Genomic DNA, 15,321 nt, shown 5'->3' on the forward strand with positions numbered 1-15,321 from the left:
ATAAGCCGGGCCACTCGATGGAATGTGGATCCGGCTGTAGCGGCTCAGTCGCTCTCAAGTCGCTTTTCGCAATCAGTTTTCCCTTTCGTCGCTGTGCCGGGCCGGTTTTCGGTCGGGTGCGCTATCTGGTCGACGGGTGCTTTGCCCGCCGAGCCGATTTGAGCTTTCGGGCCGGCAGTTGCTGACGGCCCTCAGGGGGCGGTGGGTGCCATCTCATGCACGCAACCGCTCGTTTCAGGTCAAGAACAGCGCCTCATCGGCGCTCAAAACAGGAGAGGGAAATGAAGAACACCGCACTGAAAGGCTTCCTGCTGGCCTCGAGCCTGCTGACATCCGTGGGCTTTGCTCATGCCGCCGACGTCACGCTGACGGTCGAAAGCTGGCGTAACGACGACCTGCAGATCTGGCAGGAGAAGATCATCCCGGCATTCGAAGCCAAGAACCCGGGTATCAAGATCGTCTTCTCGCCGACGGCGCCGACCGAGTACAACGCTTCGCTGAATGCCAAGCTCGACGCCGGCTCGGCCGGTGACATCATCACCTGCCGTCCGTTCGATACATCGCTCGAACTGTTCAAGAAGAAGCAACTCGTCGATCTGACCAGCCTGGCTGGCATGGAGAACTTCACGCCGGTTGCAAAGGCTGCCTGGTCGACCGACGACGGCAAGTCCACTTTCTGCGTGCCGATGGCCTCGGTCATCCACGGCTTCATCTACAACAAGGATGCGTTCGACAAGCTCGGCATCTCCGTTCCAAAGACGGAGGACGAGTTCTTTGCCGCGCTCGAAAAGATCAAGGCAGACGGCACCTACATCCCGCTCGCCATGGGCACGAAGGACCTCTGGGAAGCCGCAACCATGGGCTACCAGAACATCGGCCCGAACTACTGGAAGGGCGAAGAAGGTCGTTTGTCGTTGATCGAGGGCAAGCAGAAGCTGACGGATGCCGGCTGGGTCAAGCCCTACGAGGAGCTTGCCAAGTGGAAGCCTTACCTCGGCGACGGCTTCGAAGCGCAGACCTACTCTGACAGCCAGAACCTCTTCACGCTCGGTCGTGCGGCGATCTACCCGGCCGGTTCCTGGGAAATCGCGCTGTTCAACAGCCAGGCGCAGTTCAAGATGGGTGCCTTCCCGCCGCCGGTTCCGAAGGCCGGCGACCAGGGCTATATCTCCGATCATCCGGATATCGGCGTCGCTCTGAATGCCAAGAGCACGCATGCCGAAGAAGCCAAGAAGTTCCTGAGCTGGGTTGCTTCCAGCGAATTCGCCGACATCTACGCGAACTCGCTGCCGGGGTTCTTCAGCCTGAATTCGAACCCGGTCAAGATGACCGATCCGCTGGCTCAGGAGTTCGTTTCCTGGCGCGGCCCGTACAAGTCGACAATCCGCTCGACCTATCAGATCCTGGGGCGCGGCACGCCGAACCTCGAAAACGAGACCTGGATTGAGTCGGCGAACGTCGTCAACGGCACGGATACGCCGCAGGTGGCTGCCGAGAAGCTCCAGAAGGGCCTCGACGGCTGGTACAAGCCAGGCAAGTGATGAAAGCTGAGGGGCGGCGCCAGCCGTCCCTCACTTCGGCTCAAAGCCAATTTCGTATCCGCTGTTCCTCTCCCCGCCGCCTTCGAAACCCGAAGCGACGGGGAGACGACTAGAGGGACGGGCGTTCTGCCCGCAGTGTCAGACGCGCTGCGCCACAGGTGCAGCCAAGAAGAACAGGCAAAAGCCATGAGCGAAGCCGAATCCGCTATCGATGTCGTTCCCATCAGTCGCCCGGTGCGCTGGCACATCGGCGTCTTTCTTTTCCCGGCATTCGTCGTCTATTCGGCGATCATGATCCTGCCGCTGATCGAAACGCTGAGGCTTTCGTTCTACAACACCGTCGACGGCGCGCCTGCCTTCGTCGGGCTCGCGAACTACAAGGTGTTGTTCGGCGATGCGCGCTGGGCACGCGACTTCTGGAATGCGCTGGTCAACAACTTCATCTTCTTCCTTATTCACATGTGTGTGCAGAACCCGATCGGCATCGCGCTGGCCGCGCTGCTGTCGACGCCGCGGCTTCGCTTCGTGGCGTTCTACCGCACGGCGATGTTCCTGCCGACGTTGCTTTCCTTTGTGATCGTCGGTTTCATCTGGAAGCTCATCCTGTCGCCGATCTGGGGCGTTGCTCCGTGGCTGATGAGCCTCGTTGGCATGAAGTCGCTTTTCGCCCCATGGCTCGGGCAATCCGGACCGGCGCTGATCGCTGTGTCGCTGATCTCCAATTGGCAATATATCGGCATTCCGATGATGCTGATCTACGCTGCGCTGCTCAGCATCCCGGAAGAAGTGATCGAGGCCGCCGAGTGCGACGGCATCACCGGCTGGGCACAGTTCTGGAAGATCAAGCTGCCGCTCATCCTGCCGGCCATCGGCATCATTTCGATCCTGACTTTCGTCGGCAACTTCAATGCCTTTGACCTGATCTACACGGTACAAGGCGCACTTGCTGGCCCCGACATGTCGACCGATATTCTCGGCACGCTGCTTTACCGCACCTTCTTCGGTTTCCAGCTCCAGCTCGGCGACCGCTCAATGGGCGCCACGATCGCGACGGCCATGTTCCTGATCATCCTCGCCGGCGTGTCGTTCTATCTCTTTGCTATCCAGCGGCGCCTGCGCCGGTACCAATTCTGAGGAGTGTGTCATGTCCAATAGAGCACGCACATCCCCCATCCGCACCGGCCTCGTCCACCTGGCGCTCATCGGCTATACGCTTGTTGCCATCTTCCCGGTGTTCCTGACGATCATCAACTCGTTCAAGGACCGCAACGCGATCTTCCGTTCGCCGATGCAGGTACCTACGCCCTCGACCTTCAGCCTTGTCGGTTATCAGACCGTGCTGGGGCAGGGCGACTTCGCCACCTACTTCCAGAACAGCTTCATCGTAACCGTCGTTTCGATCTTCTTCGTGCTGTTGTTCGGAGCGATGGCGGCCTTCGCGCTCTCGGAATACAAGTTCAGGGGCAACACACTGACTGGTCTTTACATGGCGATCGGCATCATGATCCCGATTCGCCTCGGCACAGTCGCCATTCTCCAAGGCATGGTAGCCGCTGGCCTCGTCAACACGCTGACGGCGCTGATCCTCGTCTACACGGCTCAGGGCATTCCGCTGGCGATCTTCATCCTGTCGGAATTCATGCGGACGGTTTCCGATGACCTAAAGAATGCCGGTCGCATCGACGGGCTCTCGGAATATTCGATTTTCTTCCGGCTGGTGCTGCCGTTGGTACGCCCGGCCATGGCAACGGTTGCCGTCTTCACGATGATCCCGATCTGGAACGACCTCTGGTTCCCGCTTATCCTGGCGCCATCCGAAGCAACCAAGACCGTTACTCTCGGCTCGCAGATTTTTATCGGGCAGTTCGTGACCAATTGGAACGCCGTGCTTGCCGCGCTGTCGCTGGCGATCCTGCCGATCCTCGTCCTTTATGTCATCTTCTCGCGGCAGTTGATCCGCGGCATTACATCGGGAGCGGTCAAGTGAGTGCATCCGACACGCCAATCCGCGTCCTGGTTGCCGGCCTCGGCAACATGGGACGCAGCCATGCGCTGGCCTATCACAGCAATCCCGGCTTCGAGATTGTCGGGCTGGTCAACCGCTCGATGCCTGATCTGCCGGAGGAACTGAGGGGTTACAAGATCCATTCGGATTTCAAGATGGCGCTCACCGAGTTGAAGCCTGATCTCTGCGCCATCTGCACCTACTCGGACACGCACGCCGATTATGCGGTCGCTGCCTTCGAGGCGGGTTGCGACGTCTTCGTCGAGAAGCCGCTGGCGACAACGGTCGCCGATGCGGAACGTGTGGTCGCGGCGGCAAAGAAGGCTGGGCGGAAGCTGGTGATCGGCTACATCCTCCGTCACCACCCGTCCTGGATGCGGCTGATCGAGGAAGCGCGCAAGCTCGGCGGGCCGTATGTCTTCCGCATGAATCTCAACCAGCAGTCCAGCGGCCCCACTTGGGAAACCCACAAGTCACTGATGCAGACGACGTCGCCAATCGTCGATTGCGGCGTGCATTATGTCGATGTCATGTGCCAGATCACCGACGCCAAGCCGGTCGAGGTGCGCGGCATGGGACTGCGCCTTTCGGACGAAATCGCGCCCGATATGTACAACTACGGCCAGCTGCAGGTGCTGTTCGAGGATGGTTCAGTCGGCTGGTATGAAGCCGGCTGGGGCCCGATGATCTCGGAAACGGCGTTCTTCGTGAAGGACATCATGTCGCCGAAGGGATCTGTGTCGATCGTGATGGACCCGAACGCCAAGTCTGACGACATCGACGCTCACACCAAGACCTCGGTCATTCGTCTGCACACGGCGGGGACCGGACCTGATGGCAAGTTCCTCAGGCCGGACGAGGATATGACGATGGCGGGAGAACCTGGCCATCAGGAACTCTGCGACCGCGAGCAGGCCTTTATGCTGAAGGCTATTCGCGAGGACATCGACCTCAACCGCCACATGGCAGACGCCGTCGCTTCGTTGCGCATCTGCCTCGCCGCCGACGAAAGCGTGCGTACCGGACAAGCCGTCAAGCTCCAAGAGCCGGCCAAACGATAAGGAATACGACGAGTGGGATCGCTTCAACTCAAATCCATCCGCAAGACTTACGGCACGCACGAAGTGCTGAAGGGCATCGACCTGGAGGTCAAGGACGGCGAGTTCGTTATTTTCGTTGGACCTTCGGGTTGCGGAAAATCGACGCTTCTGCGCAGCATTGCCGGATTGGAGGACGTCACCTCGGGCGCCGTTCTCATCAATGGCAAGGATGAGACGCTGACGCCTCCCGCCAAGCGCGGTATCGCGATGGTGTTCCAGTCCTATGCGCTCTATCCGCACCTGACGGTCAAGGACAACATGGGCCTCGGTCTCAAGCAGGCCGGCACGCCGAAGGACGAGGTCGACAAGCGGGTGAACAAGGCATCGTCGATGCTGTCGCTCGAACCGTATCTCGCCCGGCGCCCGGCCGAGCTTTCCGGTGGTCAGCGCCAGCGTGTCGCCATTGGCCGCGCGATCGTCCGAGAGCCGGCGCTCTTCCTTTTCGACGAGCCGCTGTCGAACCTCGATGCCGCCTTGCGTGTCCAGACGCGTCTCGAGATCGCGCGCCTGCACCGCAGCCTCAAGGCAACGATGATCTACGTCACCCACGACCAGGTCGAGGCGATGACGCTTGCCGACAAGATCGTGGTGCTGAATGCCGGCGCGGTCGAGCAGGTCGGCTCGCCGATGGAGCTCTACAACCGCCCCGCAAACGTCTTCGTCGCGGGCTTCATCGGTTCGCCGATGATGAACTTCATTCCGGGCGACAAGGTCGCCGATGCCGGCGCAAAGACCGTTGGCGTCCGCCCGGAGCATCTGACCCTTTCGCGCGAACATGGCACTTGGCGGGCGAAGGTCGTCCATGTCGAACATCTCGGGGCGGACACGATCATCTATCTGGAATCCGAACAGTGCGGTCTCATCACCGCGCGGCTCTTTGGCGAGCACAAGTACGAGCCCGATGAGTTCGTCTATGCGACGCCGGATACGGCCCACATGCATCGCTTCGATGCAAATGACAAGGCGATCCGCTAGGCCCGCCACGAACCAAAGGCCCCGCCATCGAGCGGGGTCTTTCGTTTCTACCGATCAGCCAAGGACGGGCCGCATGAAACTGCGCTCGTAGCTGATGATGCTTCGGTTACGTTTATCGAGATCGAACGCGGCCTGGGATTCCGGGTCGGCTGCCATGCGGGTACGGTAATCTTCGTAGGCCGCGAAGCTCGGGAACGAGAACAGCGCGATAGCAATGTTGTTGGCGCCCTCGGACGGCAGGAAATAACCGTGATGCGTGCCGCCCATTCGATTGACGATCGGGATCCAGAGTCGAGCATACTCCTCGAATTCGGCGATCTTGTAAGGGTCGATCGTGTAACGCAGATAGCAGGTAATCATTGAAACATCCGGTTTGAGGCCATGCCGGTGCGGTCATGGCAGGGGGTATGGTGCTGACTTTGCTGAACGAAAACGTTTCAGCTGTCGTTGCGCATCAAGGTCGCTATTCCAAGCAATTTCCGGCGCCGCAAGATGCAGCGCCCGGAAATGCGGAAGCGAGTGTGGCAAAGCCGCAAAACATGAGCGCGGCCCTGCCCGCGTGGTCAGTCGCGGATGACGAGGAGGTCGGCCGCCATGAAGCGAAGCGTAACGGTCTCGCCCGCGGCCGGGGGCGTTACGCCGGGGCTGTTGAACATGTCGAAGGAGATGACGTTGCCGCCGACGTTCATGCGCGTACGGATGACAGAACCGAGGAAGTGGGCGGACACGACCTGACCGGTCAGCTTCGTATCGCTTGGCGTTCCCTCAGCCAGCGATCCGGCCTCCGGACGCAGGGCCAGCGAGACGGTATCACCAGCCTTGAAGGCGGCGACCGACTGCTTCAAGGTCACGCCCTGATCGCCGATCTGGATACGGTTGGCGGCCGGATCGACGACCTTCGCCTCGATCATGTTGAGCGTGCCGACGAAGGAGGCGACGAAGCGCGTTGCCGGCGTGTTGTAGATCTCGAATGGCGTTCCGATTTGGTCGGCACGGCCGGCGTTCATGACGACGATACGGTCGGAGATCGAGAGGGCCTCTTCCTGGTCGTGCGTCACGAAGACGGTGGTGATGCCGAGCTTCTGCTGGATGGCGCGGATTTCCTCGCGCAACGACACGCGGATCTTGGCGTCAAGGGCTGACAGTGGCTCGTCGAGCAGCAGCACCTGCGGGCGTACCGCAAGGGCGCGGGCAAGCGCCACGCGCTGCTGCTGTCCACCAGACAGTTGATAGGGATAGCGGTCGGCAAGATGATCGAGCTTGATCAGCCCGAGCATTTCCTTGACGCGCTGATCGATCTCCGTCGCCTGCTCACCGGCGACCTTCAGGCCGAAGGCGACATTGTCGTGAACGGTCATGTTGGGAAACAGCGCATAGGCCTGGAAAACCATGCCGATATTGCGCTTGTTGGGCTTCAAATTGTTTTGCTCTTTGCCGCCGATGGCGATGCGACCGGCCGAGGGCGCTTCGAAGCCTGCGATCATGCGCAGGACCGTTGTCTTGCCGCAGCCCGACGGGCCGAGGAACGAGATGAATTCACCCTTCTCGATCTGCATGTTGAAGTCATGCACGACCTGCGTTGCGCCGAAGGATTTCTTGAGGTTTGCGAGTTCGAGAAAAGCCATGAAACCAGATACCTTACGACTTAGCCGGGGCGGCTTTGTGGAAGCGGGAGACGAGTTGCAGCAGGCCCATGCTGAGCCAAGTGATAGAGAAGGCGATGACGGCCAACGCCGACGGCTCGTAGGCGCGATTGGCGCCGACCAGCTGCAGGTATGGGCCGAAAGCCGGACGATTGAGGAGCGCGGCCATGGTGAATTCGCCCATGACGATCGCAAGAGTGATGAAGGCGCCCGAGAGTACGCCGCTCATGACGTTCGGGAAAATGCACTTGAACAAGATCGTCGTCCAGCTTGCGCCGAGGCTTTCGGCCGCTTCCGTCAGCGTGCGGACGTCGATCGCGCGCATGGCGGTGTCGACGGCGCGGTACATATAGGGCAGCGACAGCGTCATGTAGGAGAGGACGAGCAGGATGTTCGTACCTGTCGTCGAGCCCGTCAGCGGCAGGATCGAGGAAGAGTTGTACATTCTAAGATAGCCGAATACGATCACGATTGCCGGGATAACCAGTGGCAGCAGCGTGATGAACTCGACGATCGGGCGGATCTGCGGCAAGCGCAGACGCACCCAATAGGCAGTCGGCACCACGAGCAGCATACCGAAGACGATCGTCAGCAGCGCCATCAGCATCGAATAGCCGAAGGTTTCGCGGAACTGCGCCTCAGAGAAAACCGAAGCGTAGGCATCGAAACTGTAGGCGCCGCGGCGCATGCGTAGCGAGAATTCGATCGTGGCAATGAGCGGCAGCACGAAGTAGATCGCGCCGAATGCGATGGCGATCCAGGCTCCAAGGCGTGATGTCTTCATTTTTGCCACCGTTCAGCGCGCATGCGCAGCAGGATGTAGAGGAGGTTGGACAGGCCGGTGATGACGATCATGCCGAGCGCGAGCGCGTAGCCCAGGTTGGCGTTGTGAAGCACGTCGCCGCGGATCTGTGCATAGAGCAGGATCGGCACGATGTTGAGAGAGCTACCGGTCAGCGCGTAGGCGGTGGCGATGGCGCCGAAGGCATTCGCGAAGAGAAGCAGCGTCGTGCCCATCAGGCTCGGCCAGAGGATCGGAAAGGCAACCATGCGCCAGTACTGGCCATTGGTCGCGCCAAGGATCGATGCGGCTTCCTTCCACTCCTTCTTCATGCCGTCGAGCGCCGGCGTCAGGATCAGGACCATCAGCGGGATCTGGAAGTACATGTAGGTGAGAGTTAGCCCGAAGAAGCTCAGCAGGTTGAAGCCGGTGGAATAGAGATTGAAGCCGAACCAGTCGCGCAGCAGGACGGTCACGAGCCCGGTGCGCCCGAGCGTGGCGAGGAAGGCGAATGCAAGCGGTACGCCCGCAAAATTGGAGGCGACGCCGGAGAAGGTCAGGAGGCCCGAACGAACCCAGTTCGGCAGACCGCCGAGCACGACCGCCCAGGCGAGAAAGAAGCCGATCAGCGCGCCACCCAAGGCTGATGCCACGGACACCTTGATACTGATCCAGTAGGCGCTGAGGATCGACGGCGTGAAGAGATCGACGATATTCTTGAGGGTCAGGTCGCCTTCCGGCGTCAGGAACGCGCCTGCGACCAGATAAAGCGTCGGTATGATAAGGAACATCGCAGCAAAGATCATGAACGGCGCGATGCCGAGCCAGTCTACGATCCTGTCGCGGTTTATCATGGGCGTGGCTGGGGCCGCGGATGTTGAAACAGTGGTCATAGACGACAGCCTTATCGGGGCAATGAAGAATGAAACCTCTCCGCCACGAGGGCGGAGAGGTGCTGCGTCAGAGATTACTTGACGTTGGCGCCGACGACGCTGTCCCACTTGGTGGTGATAGCGGTCTTGCCAGCAGCCTGCTCGGCGAGCGTCGGGAAGACTGCCTTTTCATAGGAAGCAGCCGGCGGCAGCTTGTCGAGAAGTGCCTGCGGGACCTTCTTGTTCTTCGCCAGATCGTTGAAGCGGATCGGGTGGCAATAGCCCTTCAGCCAGCCAAGTTGACCTTCGTCCGAGTAAAGGTATTCCATCCAGAGCTTTGCAGCGTTCGGATGCGGAGCAAAGGCGGAGATCGCCTGGACGTAAACGCCGGCAACGACGCCCGATGCCGGAACGACGACTTCAGCCGGCGGGTTGCCCTTCAGCGTATCGCGCCAGGAGAGACCATTGTAGTCCCACGCAACGACGATCGGGGTCGAGCCCTGAGCGAGCGAAGCGGACTTGCCGATCACAGGAACGAGGTTGCCGGCCTTGTTGAGTTCGGCGAAGTAAGCGAGACCGGCTTCACCAGCCTTGGTCGCATCCTTTTCACCGGCTGCGATGCCAGCGGCATAAACGGCCTGGACAGCCTGGTTCGACGCGCGCGGATCACCGGCAAGTGCGATGCTGTTGGCGTAGTCCGACTTTTTCAGGTCGGCCCAATCCTTCGGCACTTCCTTGACGATGTCGGTGTTCACGACGAACGACAAAACACCGTAGTAGTCGCCGTACCAAAAGCCGTCAGCATCCTTGGCACTGTCCGGAATGGAGTCCCAGGTCGAGACCTTGTAGGGCTGGATCAGGCCGTCTGCCTTTGCCGAGGGGCCGAAGGAGAGGCCGACGTCGATGACGTCAGGAGCCTGCGGGCCGGTGTTACCCTTGTTGGCCTTGATGGCTTCGATTTCGTCGCCCGAGCCTGCGTCCGGGTTCAGTTCGTTGACCTCGAGGCCATACTTAGCCTTGAAGCCGGCAATGACGTCGCCGTAGCCGCACCAGTCGTGCGGAAGCGCAATCGTCGTCAGCGTGCCTTCCTTCTTGGCGGCAGCGATAAGTTCAGCGCTTGGCTCAGCGGCTGCGATTGCAGTCGAAGCAACGACAATCGCAGTAGAAAGCGAAAGCATTTTCGAAATATTAGAGATCACTGTTGTTCTCCTTCGGGTTTTCAGTGTCCGACGATGCTGTTACTGACGTTACGTGAAGCTTTCGTGACAGTTTGGTGACGTTCTTTTTTCTTTGTATAGCAGGCAGTTGGCGGCGATGTTTCATTTACAACACGCTGTTCGCTCGACCGTCTCACGTCATCTATCTGTCTTATTTTCCCTCCTAGCTGAGTTTGCGGAAAAGTCTGGTTTGCTCGAATAGGCCCTCCAGGGTTTTCATACGTTCTTTCGTCTGGTCCCAAGTCGAGCTCTGAACGGCTTCGATGAGAGCTTCGACGATGAAGAGAGTGACGACAGACGAGTCCCAGGCCGATGGGGCCTCGATCTGCACGCGGAAGCTGTGGCGCGCGAGCTTGGCAGCAGGAGAGCCCCATTGGTCGGTAAAGACGACGATCTCGGCGCCGCTTTTGCGAGCGGCGGTCGCGAGGCTGACCATCTCCTGCTCGTAGCGGCGGATGTCGAAGATGACCAGCAGGTCGCCGGGACTCATATTGAGCACGTATTGCGGCCAGCTGCTGGAGTTCGATGACAGCAACGCCGTGTTCGGTCGAATGACCTGCATGTGGGTGAAGAAGTACTCGGCCAGCGCGCCGGTAATGCGTCCGCCGACGAAGTAGAGGCTGCGCTTGCGATCGGACAGCAGGGAGGCAACGCTGTTGAAGGTGGCCGTATCCAGGCCGCTCAGCGTCTGACGCAGGTTGCCCATGATTGCGTCGGCAAAGCGGTTGAGAATGTGCGTTCCCGGCGCATTGGAGGCCCAGCGGTCATGCTTGGTGATAGGGTTCGAGATCGTCGCTTCGACCTCTTGATGAAGGTGCGCCTGGAAGTCGGGATAGCCCTTGAAGCCCAACTTCTGGACCATGCGCACGACTGTCGGCGTCGATACGCCGGCATTTTCTGCAATCGTCGTGATGCTCCCCAGTCCGGAGACGGGGTAGTTGTCCAACAGGCTCTCAGCCAATTGCTTTTCGGCCCGCGTAAGCGTGCCAAAATGCGAATGGATTACGTCCGAAACTGTCTTCGACGCAGCGGTCACGCGATCTGCTCCCCGGGATTGGTCTTGTGCCACTTTCCCACCGAAAGTTAACAACGCTGTCACAATCCATGTCAACTACCGTCATGAAAAGAAATTTTCAGGATGCGCTTGACAGTCGTCGGAACCTGAAGAATTCTTTTCTTATACATTCTTTATTAATGATCGGGATGCGGCTGTGGTGCCTGCTCAGTTCAAGGTCCTAAGCGAAACGGAAGGGGGGTGCGTTTCGGTCGAGCGGCCGACCGGCAAGAGCCCGTTGCTTGTGATCTGCGAACATGCGTCCCGCCTCCTGCCTGAACGCTACGGAACGCTCGGTCTGTCCGGCGAGGCCTTGGAAAGTCATATCGCATGGGATCCAGGCGCATTGGCAGTTGCCCGCGGGATTTCACAAGCGCTCGATGCCACGCTCATTTACCAGCGGTTCTCGCGATTGATCTATGATTGCAACAGGCCGCCGGAGTCTCCGGGGGCGATGCCCTCGAGAAGCGAAATCTACGATATTCCGGGCAATGCCAATCTCAGCGCGGAAGAACGCCTCATGCGCACCGAAGCATTGTATATTCCTTTCCACGACGCCATTCGCGCACTGATTCGCGATCGCATGGCGAGGGGGCAGGAGACGGTGATTGCAACAGTCCATAGCTTCACTCCGGTGTACCACGGGAAGACGCGCACCGTGGAAATTGGTATACTGCACGACGAAGACAGCCGCTTTGCCGACAGCGTTTTGAACGCCGCATCGACCGGCTCGCCTCTCTACAAAATCGAACGCAACGAGCCCTATGGCCCTGCGGATGGCGTGACCCACACGCTGATCCTGCATGGGCTATCCAACGGGCTACGCAATGTAATGATCGAGGTCCGCAACGACCTCATCTCAGACGAAGACGGTCAAGGGGTCGTGGCCGACTATCTGACGGGGCTTCTCCAGCAAAGCCTGGACGCCTGACAACGAAGAAAAAGATCCCAGGGGGCAGTCTAACTGCGATCAGCCCGAAGGCGAAAACGTCGCGGGCACTTTGGCACTGGATGATCACCCGCAATCCCGCGGCTGATCGCTAAACAGGGGGAAGTCATGTCCGACTACACGGATCACGACAAAAAGCAGGATATGCACATCCTGCACTCCATGGGCTACGCCCAGGAGCTGGAACGGCGGATGAGCTCGTTCTCGAACTTTGCGGTCTCATTCTCTATCATCTGCATTCTTTCCGGCGGCATCAACTCGCTGGCTCAAGCCACGGCGGGTGCTGGCGGTGCGGCCATCGGCATCGGTTGGCCGCTCGGGTGCTTCGTTTCGCTGGTGTTCGCTGTCGCGATGGCGCAGATCAGCTCGGCCTATCCGACTGCAGGCGGCCTCTATCACTGGGGCTCGATCCTCGGCAACCGTTTCACCGGCTGGCTGACCGCCTGGTTCAACCTGCTCGGTCTTGTCACGGTTCTCGGCGCGATCAATGTCGGCACCTACTACTTCTTCATGGGCTCGTTCGGCACCAGCTATTTCGGGCTGACCGATACCACCACCGTTCGCATCCTGTTCCTGGTGATCATTACCGGTGCCCAGGCGCTGGTGAACCACATGGGGATCGGGCTGACGGCGAAGCTCACGGATTTCTCGGGCTACCTGATCTTCGTAACGGCAATCGCCCTTGCTGCAGTTTGCCTGCTGGCAGCGCCGTCCTACGACATTGCCCGTCTCTTCACTTTCGCCAACTATTCCGGCGAAGCCGGCGGCAACGTCTGGCCGTCGACCTCGGGCGCCTGGGTGTTCCTGCTCGGCCTCCTGCTGCCGATCTACACGATCACCGGCTATGACGCTTCGGCACATACCTCGGAAGAAACGGTCAAGGCCGCCCATTCCGTTCCGCGCGGCATGGTCGCCTCCGTTCTTTGGTCGGCGCTCTTCGGCTACATCATGCTTTGCGCATTCGTGCTGATGCTCCCGAACATGGACGATGCGGCCAAACAGGGCTGGAACGTGTTCTTCTGGGCCATGGACAGTCAGGTCAATCCTGTCGTCAAGGATCTGCTCTACCTCGCCATCTTCGTCAGCCAATGGCTGTGTGGTCTGGCGACTGTGACCTCGGTCTCCCGCATGATCTTCGCCTTCTCGCGTGACGGCGGTCTGCCGGCATCCAAGGCTCTTGCCAAGGTCAGCCCGAAGCACCGCACGCCGGTTGCCGCCATCTGGACGGGTTCGATCCTCTCTGTTCTGTTCGTCTGGGGCTCGTCGCTTGTTTCGATCGGCGAGACCCCGGTTTACACGATCGTCGTCTCGTGCACGGTCATCTTCCTGTTCTTCTCCTTCGCGATCCCGATCACCCTCGGTCTCTTCGCGTGGGGCACGTCGAAGTGGGACAAGATGGGACCATGGAACCTCGGCGAAGGCACGTTCAAGCTGTTTGCGGTCCTGTCGATCCTGGCGATGATGCTGATCTTCGTCCTCGGCATTCAGCCGCCGAACCAGTGGGCGCTTTACATCACTGTCGGCTTCCTGGTCCTCACCGGTATCGTCTGGTTCGGCTTCGAAAGCCGCCGCTTCAAGGGCCCGCCGATCGGCGACGAGGTTGCGCGTCGTCAAGCCGAGATCGCAGCTGCCGAGAAGGCCGTTGGCGAAGCCTGAGGTTTCGACTTCCCTCTCCAACCGCGGGGCCGCGATGGCGGCCCCGCTTTCCGGCTCAACGAAAACGCATCAGAGGCGGCAGGCCCGTCTCACAGTATGCTCTTTCGTTGCCCCGATTTCAGTTCAATGTCAGGCGGATTCAATATGAGCATCTATACCCTCGACGATCTCAAGCAGGATGTTGCCGACGGGCGCATCGATACAGTTCTGGCGTGCCAGGTGGACATGCAGGGCCGCTTGATGGGCAAGCGCTTTCAGGCTGAATACTTCCTCGAGAGCGCATGGAAGGAAACGCACAGCTGCAACTATCTCGTTGCCACCGACATGGAGATGGAAACCGTCTCCGGCTACAAGGCGACGAGTTGGGAAAAGGGCTATGGCGACTACACGATGAAGCCCGATCTTTCGACGTTGCGCCGCATTCCGTGGCTCGAAGGCACAGCGCTCGTGCTCTGCGATCTCCTCGACCACCACACGCATGAAGAGGTGCCGCACTCGCCGCGCGCGATCCTGAAGAAACAGGTCAAGCGGTTGGAAGACATGGGCATGAAGGCGTTCATGGCCTCGGAGCTCGAATTCTTCCTGTTCGACCAGACCTACGAGTCTGCGCATGCGTCAGGCTATCGCAACCTGAAGCTCGCCAGCGCCTATAACGAGGACTACCACATCTTCCAGACAACCAAGGAAGAAGAAGTCATGCGGGCAATCCGCACCGGCCTTCAGGGCGCCGGCATTCCGGTCGAAAACTCCAAGGGCGAGGCGTCCGCGGGCCAGGAAGAAATCAACGTCCGCTATGCCGACGCACTGACGATGGCCGATCGCCACTCGATCATCAAGAACGGTTGCAAGGAAATCGCCTGGTCGAAGGGCAAGGCGATCACCTTCCTGGCGAAGTGGCACTACAATGCCGCCGGCAGTTCGTCGCATATCCATCAGTCGCTCTGGAGCGCTGACGGCAAGACGCCGCTCTTCCACGACGAGGGGGGCAAGTACGGCATGTCGCCGCTGATGAACAACTACGTGGCCGGTCTTCTCGCCCACGCGGGCGAGATCACCTACTTCCTCGCGCCTTACATCAACTCGTACAAGCGCTTCATGGCGGGCACCTTTGCGCCGACGAAGGCAATCTGGAGCAAGGACAACCGCACGGCCGGCTATCGCCTCTGCGGCGACGACACCAAAGCGATTCGTATCGAGTGCCGTGTCGGCGGCTCCGACCTTAATCCCCATCTCGCCTTTGCCGCGCTGCTTGCCGCCGGCATCGATGGCATAGAGCAGAAGATGGAGCTCGAGGCGCCGTTCGTCGGCGACGCCTATGGAGCACGCAGCGTCCGCGAGATCCCGCGTACGTTGCGCGCGGCAACAGTCGCCATGACGGAATCGAAGATGCTTCGCAATGCCTTTGGCGACGACGTCATCGACCACTATACCCGTGCTGCCCAGTGGGAGCAGGAAGAATACGATCGTCGCATCACCGACTGGGAAGTGGCGCGCGGTTTCGAAAGAGCATAATAGGCGTAGCCAAAGC

At 59.9% G+C, this 15,321-nt stretch carries 14 protein-coding genes; 8 read left to right on the forward strand and 6 right to left on the reverse strand.

Annotated features, from left to right (window positions below; translation table 11 throughout):
• Positions 1 to 281 precede the first annotated feature (281 nt).
• From FHX09_RS15260 to FHX09_RS15280, 5 genes are all read left to right on the forward strand, one after another.
• Positions 282 to 1,541 carry an ABC transporter substrate-binding protein gene (locus FHX09_RS15260; protein ID WP_132590664.1) on the forward strand — a complete coding sequence of 420 codons (1,260 nt, stop codon included), beginning with the start codon at positions 282 to 284 and terminating at the stop codon, positions 1,539 to 1,541.
• A 186-nt stretch (positions 1,542 to 1,727) separates the two neighbouring features.
• The gene (locus FHX09_RS15265; RefSeq protein ID WP_007802410.1) at positions 1,728 to 2,675 is read left to right on the forward strand and encodes a sugar ABC transporter permease; all 948 of its coding nucleotides are present in this window, start codon (positions 1,728 to 1,730) and stop codon (positions 2,673 to 2,675) included.
• A gap of 10 nt (positions 2,676 to 2,685) precedes the next feature.
• Positions 2,686 to 3,528: a carbohydrate ABC transporter permease gene (locus tag FHX09_RS15270; protein WP_007802408.1), complete on the forward strand. Its 843-nt coding sequence runs from the start codon at positions 2,686 to 2,688 to the stop codon at positions 3,526 to 3,528.
• Positions 3,525 to 4,607 (forward strand): Gfo/Idh/MocA family oxidoreductase, encoded by a 1,083-nt coding sequence (locus FHX09_RS15275; protein WP_132590666.1) that lies wholly within the window; start codon positions 3,525 to 3,527, stop codon positions 4,605 to 4,607. The genes FHX09_RS15270 and FHX09_RS15275 overlap by 4 nt, the downstream gene beginning before the upstream one ends.
• Before the next feature lie 12 nt (positions 4,608 to 4,619).
• Positions 4,620 to 5,621 carry an ABC transporter ATP-binding protein gene (locus tag FHX09_RS15280; RefSeq protein WP_132590668.1) on the forward strand — a complete coding sequence of 334 codons (1,002 nt, stop codon included), beginning with the start codon at positions 4,620 to 4,622 and terminating at the stop codon, positions 5,619 to 5,621.
• A gap of 54 nt (positions 5,622 to 5,675) precedes the next feature.
• Here the strand turns inward: FHX09_RS15280 and FHX09_RS15285 are convergent, their stop codons facing one another.
• The 6 genes from FHX09_RS15285 to FHX09_RS15310 all read right to left on the reverse strand — a co-directional run bounded on the left by FHX09_RS15285 (position 5,676) and on the right by FHX09_RS15310 (position 11,170).
• Positions 5,676 to 5,981 carry an NIPSNAP family protein gene (locus FHX09_RS15285; RefSeq protein WP_132590670.1) on the reverse strand — a complete coding sequence of 102 codons (306 nt, stop codon included), beginning with the start codon at positions 5,979 to 5,981 and terminating at the stop codon, positions 5,676 to 5,678.
• 203 nt (positions 5,982 to 6,184) lie between these two features.
• Positions 6,185 to 7,246 carry an ABC transporter ATP-binding protein gene (locus tag FHX09_RS15290; RefSeq protein ID WP_007802400.1) on the reverse strand — a complete coding sequence of 354 codons (1,062 nt, stop codon included), beginning with the start codon at positions 7,244 to 7,246 and terminating at the stop codon, positions 6,185 to 6,187.
• 13 nt (positions 7,247 to 7,259) lie between these two features.
• The gene (locus FHX09_RS15295; protein WP_007802398.1) at positions 7,260 to 8,048 is read right to left on the reverse strand and encodes an ABC transporter permease; all 789 of its coding nucleotides are present in this window, start codon (positions 8,046 to 8,048) and stop codon (positions 7,260 to 7,262) included.
• Positions 8,045 to 8,938: an ABC transporter permease subunit gene (locus tag FHX09_RS15300; protein WP_007802396.1), complete on the reverse strand. Its 894-nt coding sequence runs from the start codon at positions 8,936 to 8,938 to the stop codon at positions 8,045 to 8,047. Before FHX09_RS15300 ends, FHX09_RS15295 begins: the two co-directional genes overlap by 4 nt.
• A gap of 74 nt (positions 8,939 to 9,012) precedes the next feature.
• The gene (locus FHX09_RS15305) at positions 9,013 to 10,116 is read right to left on the reverse strand and encodes an ABC transporter substrate-binding protein (RefSeq protein WP_007802394.1); all 1,104 of its coding nucleotides are present in this window, start codon (positions 10,114 to 10,116) and stop codon (positions 9,013 to 9,015) included.
• Between the two features lie 181 nt (positions 10,117 to 10,297).
• Positions 10,298 to 11,170, reverse strand: a complete 873-nt coding sequence (locus FHX09_RS15310) for a MurR/RpiR family transcriptional regulator (RefSeq protein ID WP_132590671.1) — start codon at positions 11,168 to 11,170, stop codon at positions 10,298 to 10,300.
• A 175-nt stretch (positions 11,171 to 11,345) separates the two neighbouring features.
• Here FHX09_RS15310 and FHX09_RS15315 point away from each other — a divergent pair, with 175 nt between their 5' ends.
• The 3 genes from FHX09_RS15315 to FHX09_RS15325 all read left to right on the forward strand — a co-directional run bounded on the left by FHX09_RS15315 (position 11,346) and on the right by FHX09_RS15325 (position 15,305).
• A complete protein-coding gene (locus tag FHX09_RS15315; RefSeq protein WP_132590673.1) occupies positions 11,346 to 12,119 on the forward strand; it encodes an N-formylglutamate amidohydrolase in 774 nt (257 codons plus the stop codon).
• A 126-nt stretch (positions 12,120 to 12,245) separates the two neighbouring features.
• Positions 12,246 to 13,793, forward strand: a complete 1,548-nt coding sequence (locus FHX09_RS15320) for an amino acid permease (protein ID WP_007802387.1) — start codon at positions 12,246 to 12,248, stop codon at positions 13,791 to 13,793.
• A 144-nt stretch (positions 13,794 to 13,937) separates the two neighbouring features.
• Positions 13,938 to 15,305, forward strand: coding sequence for a glutamine synthetase family protein (locus tag FHX09_RS15325; protein ID WP_132590675.1), 1,368 nt, complete (start codon positions 13,938 to 13,940; stop codon positions 15,303 to 15,305).
• Positions 15,306 to 15,321 lie beyond the last annotated feature (16 nt).

The sequence above is a fragment of the Rhizobium sp. BK538 genome (assembly GCF_014197575.1).
GTDB lineage: Bacteria > Pseudomonadota > Alphaproteobacteria > Rhizobiales > Rhizobiaceae > Rhizobium.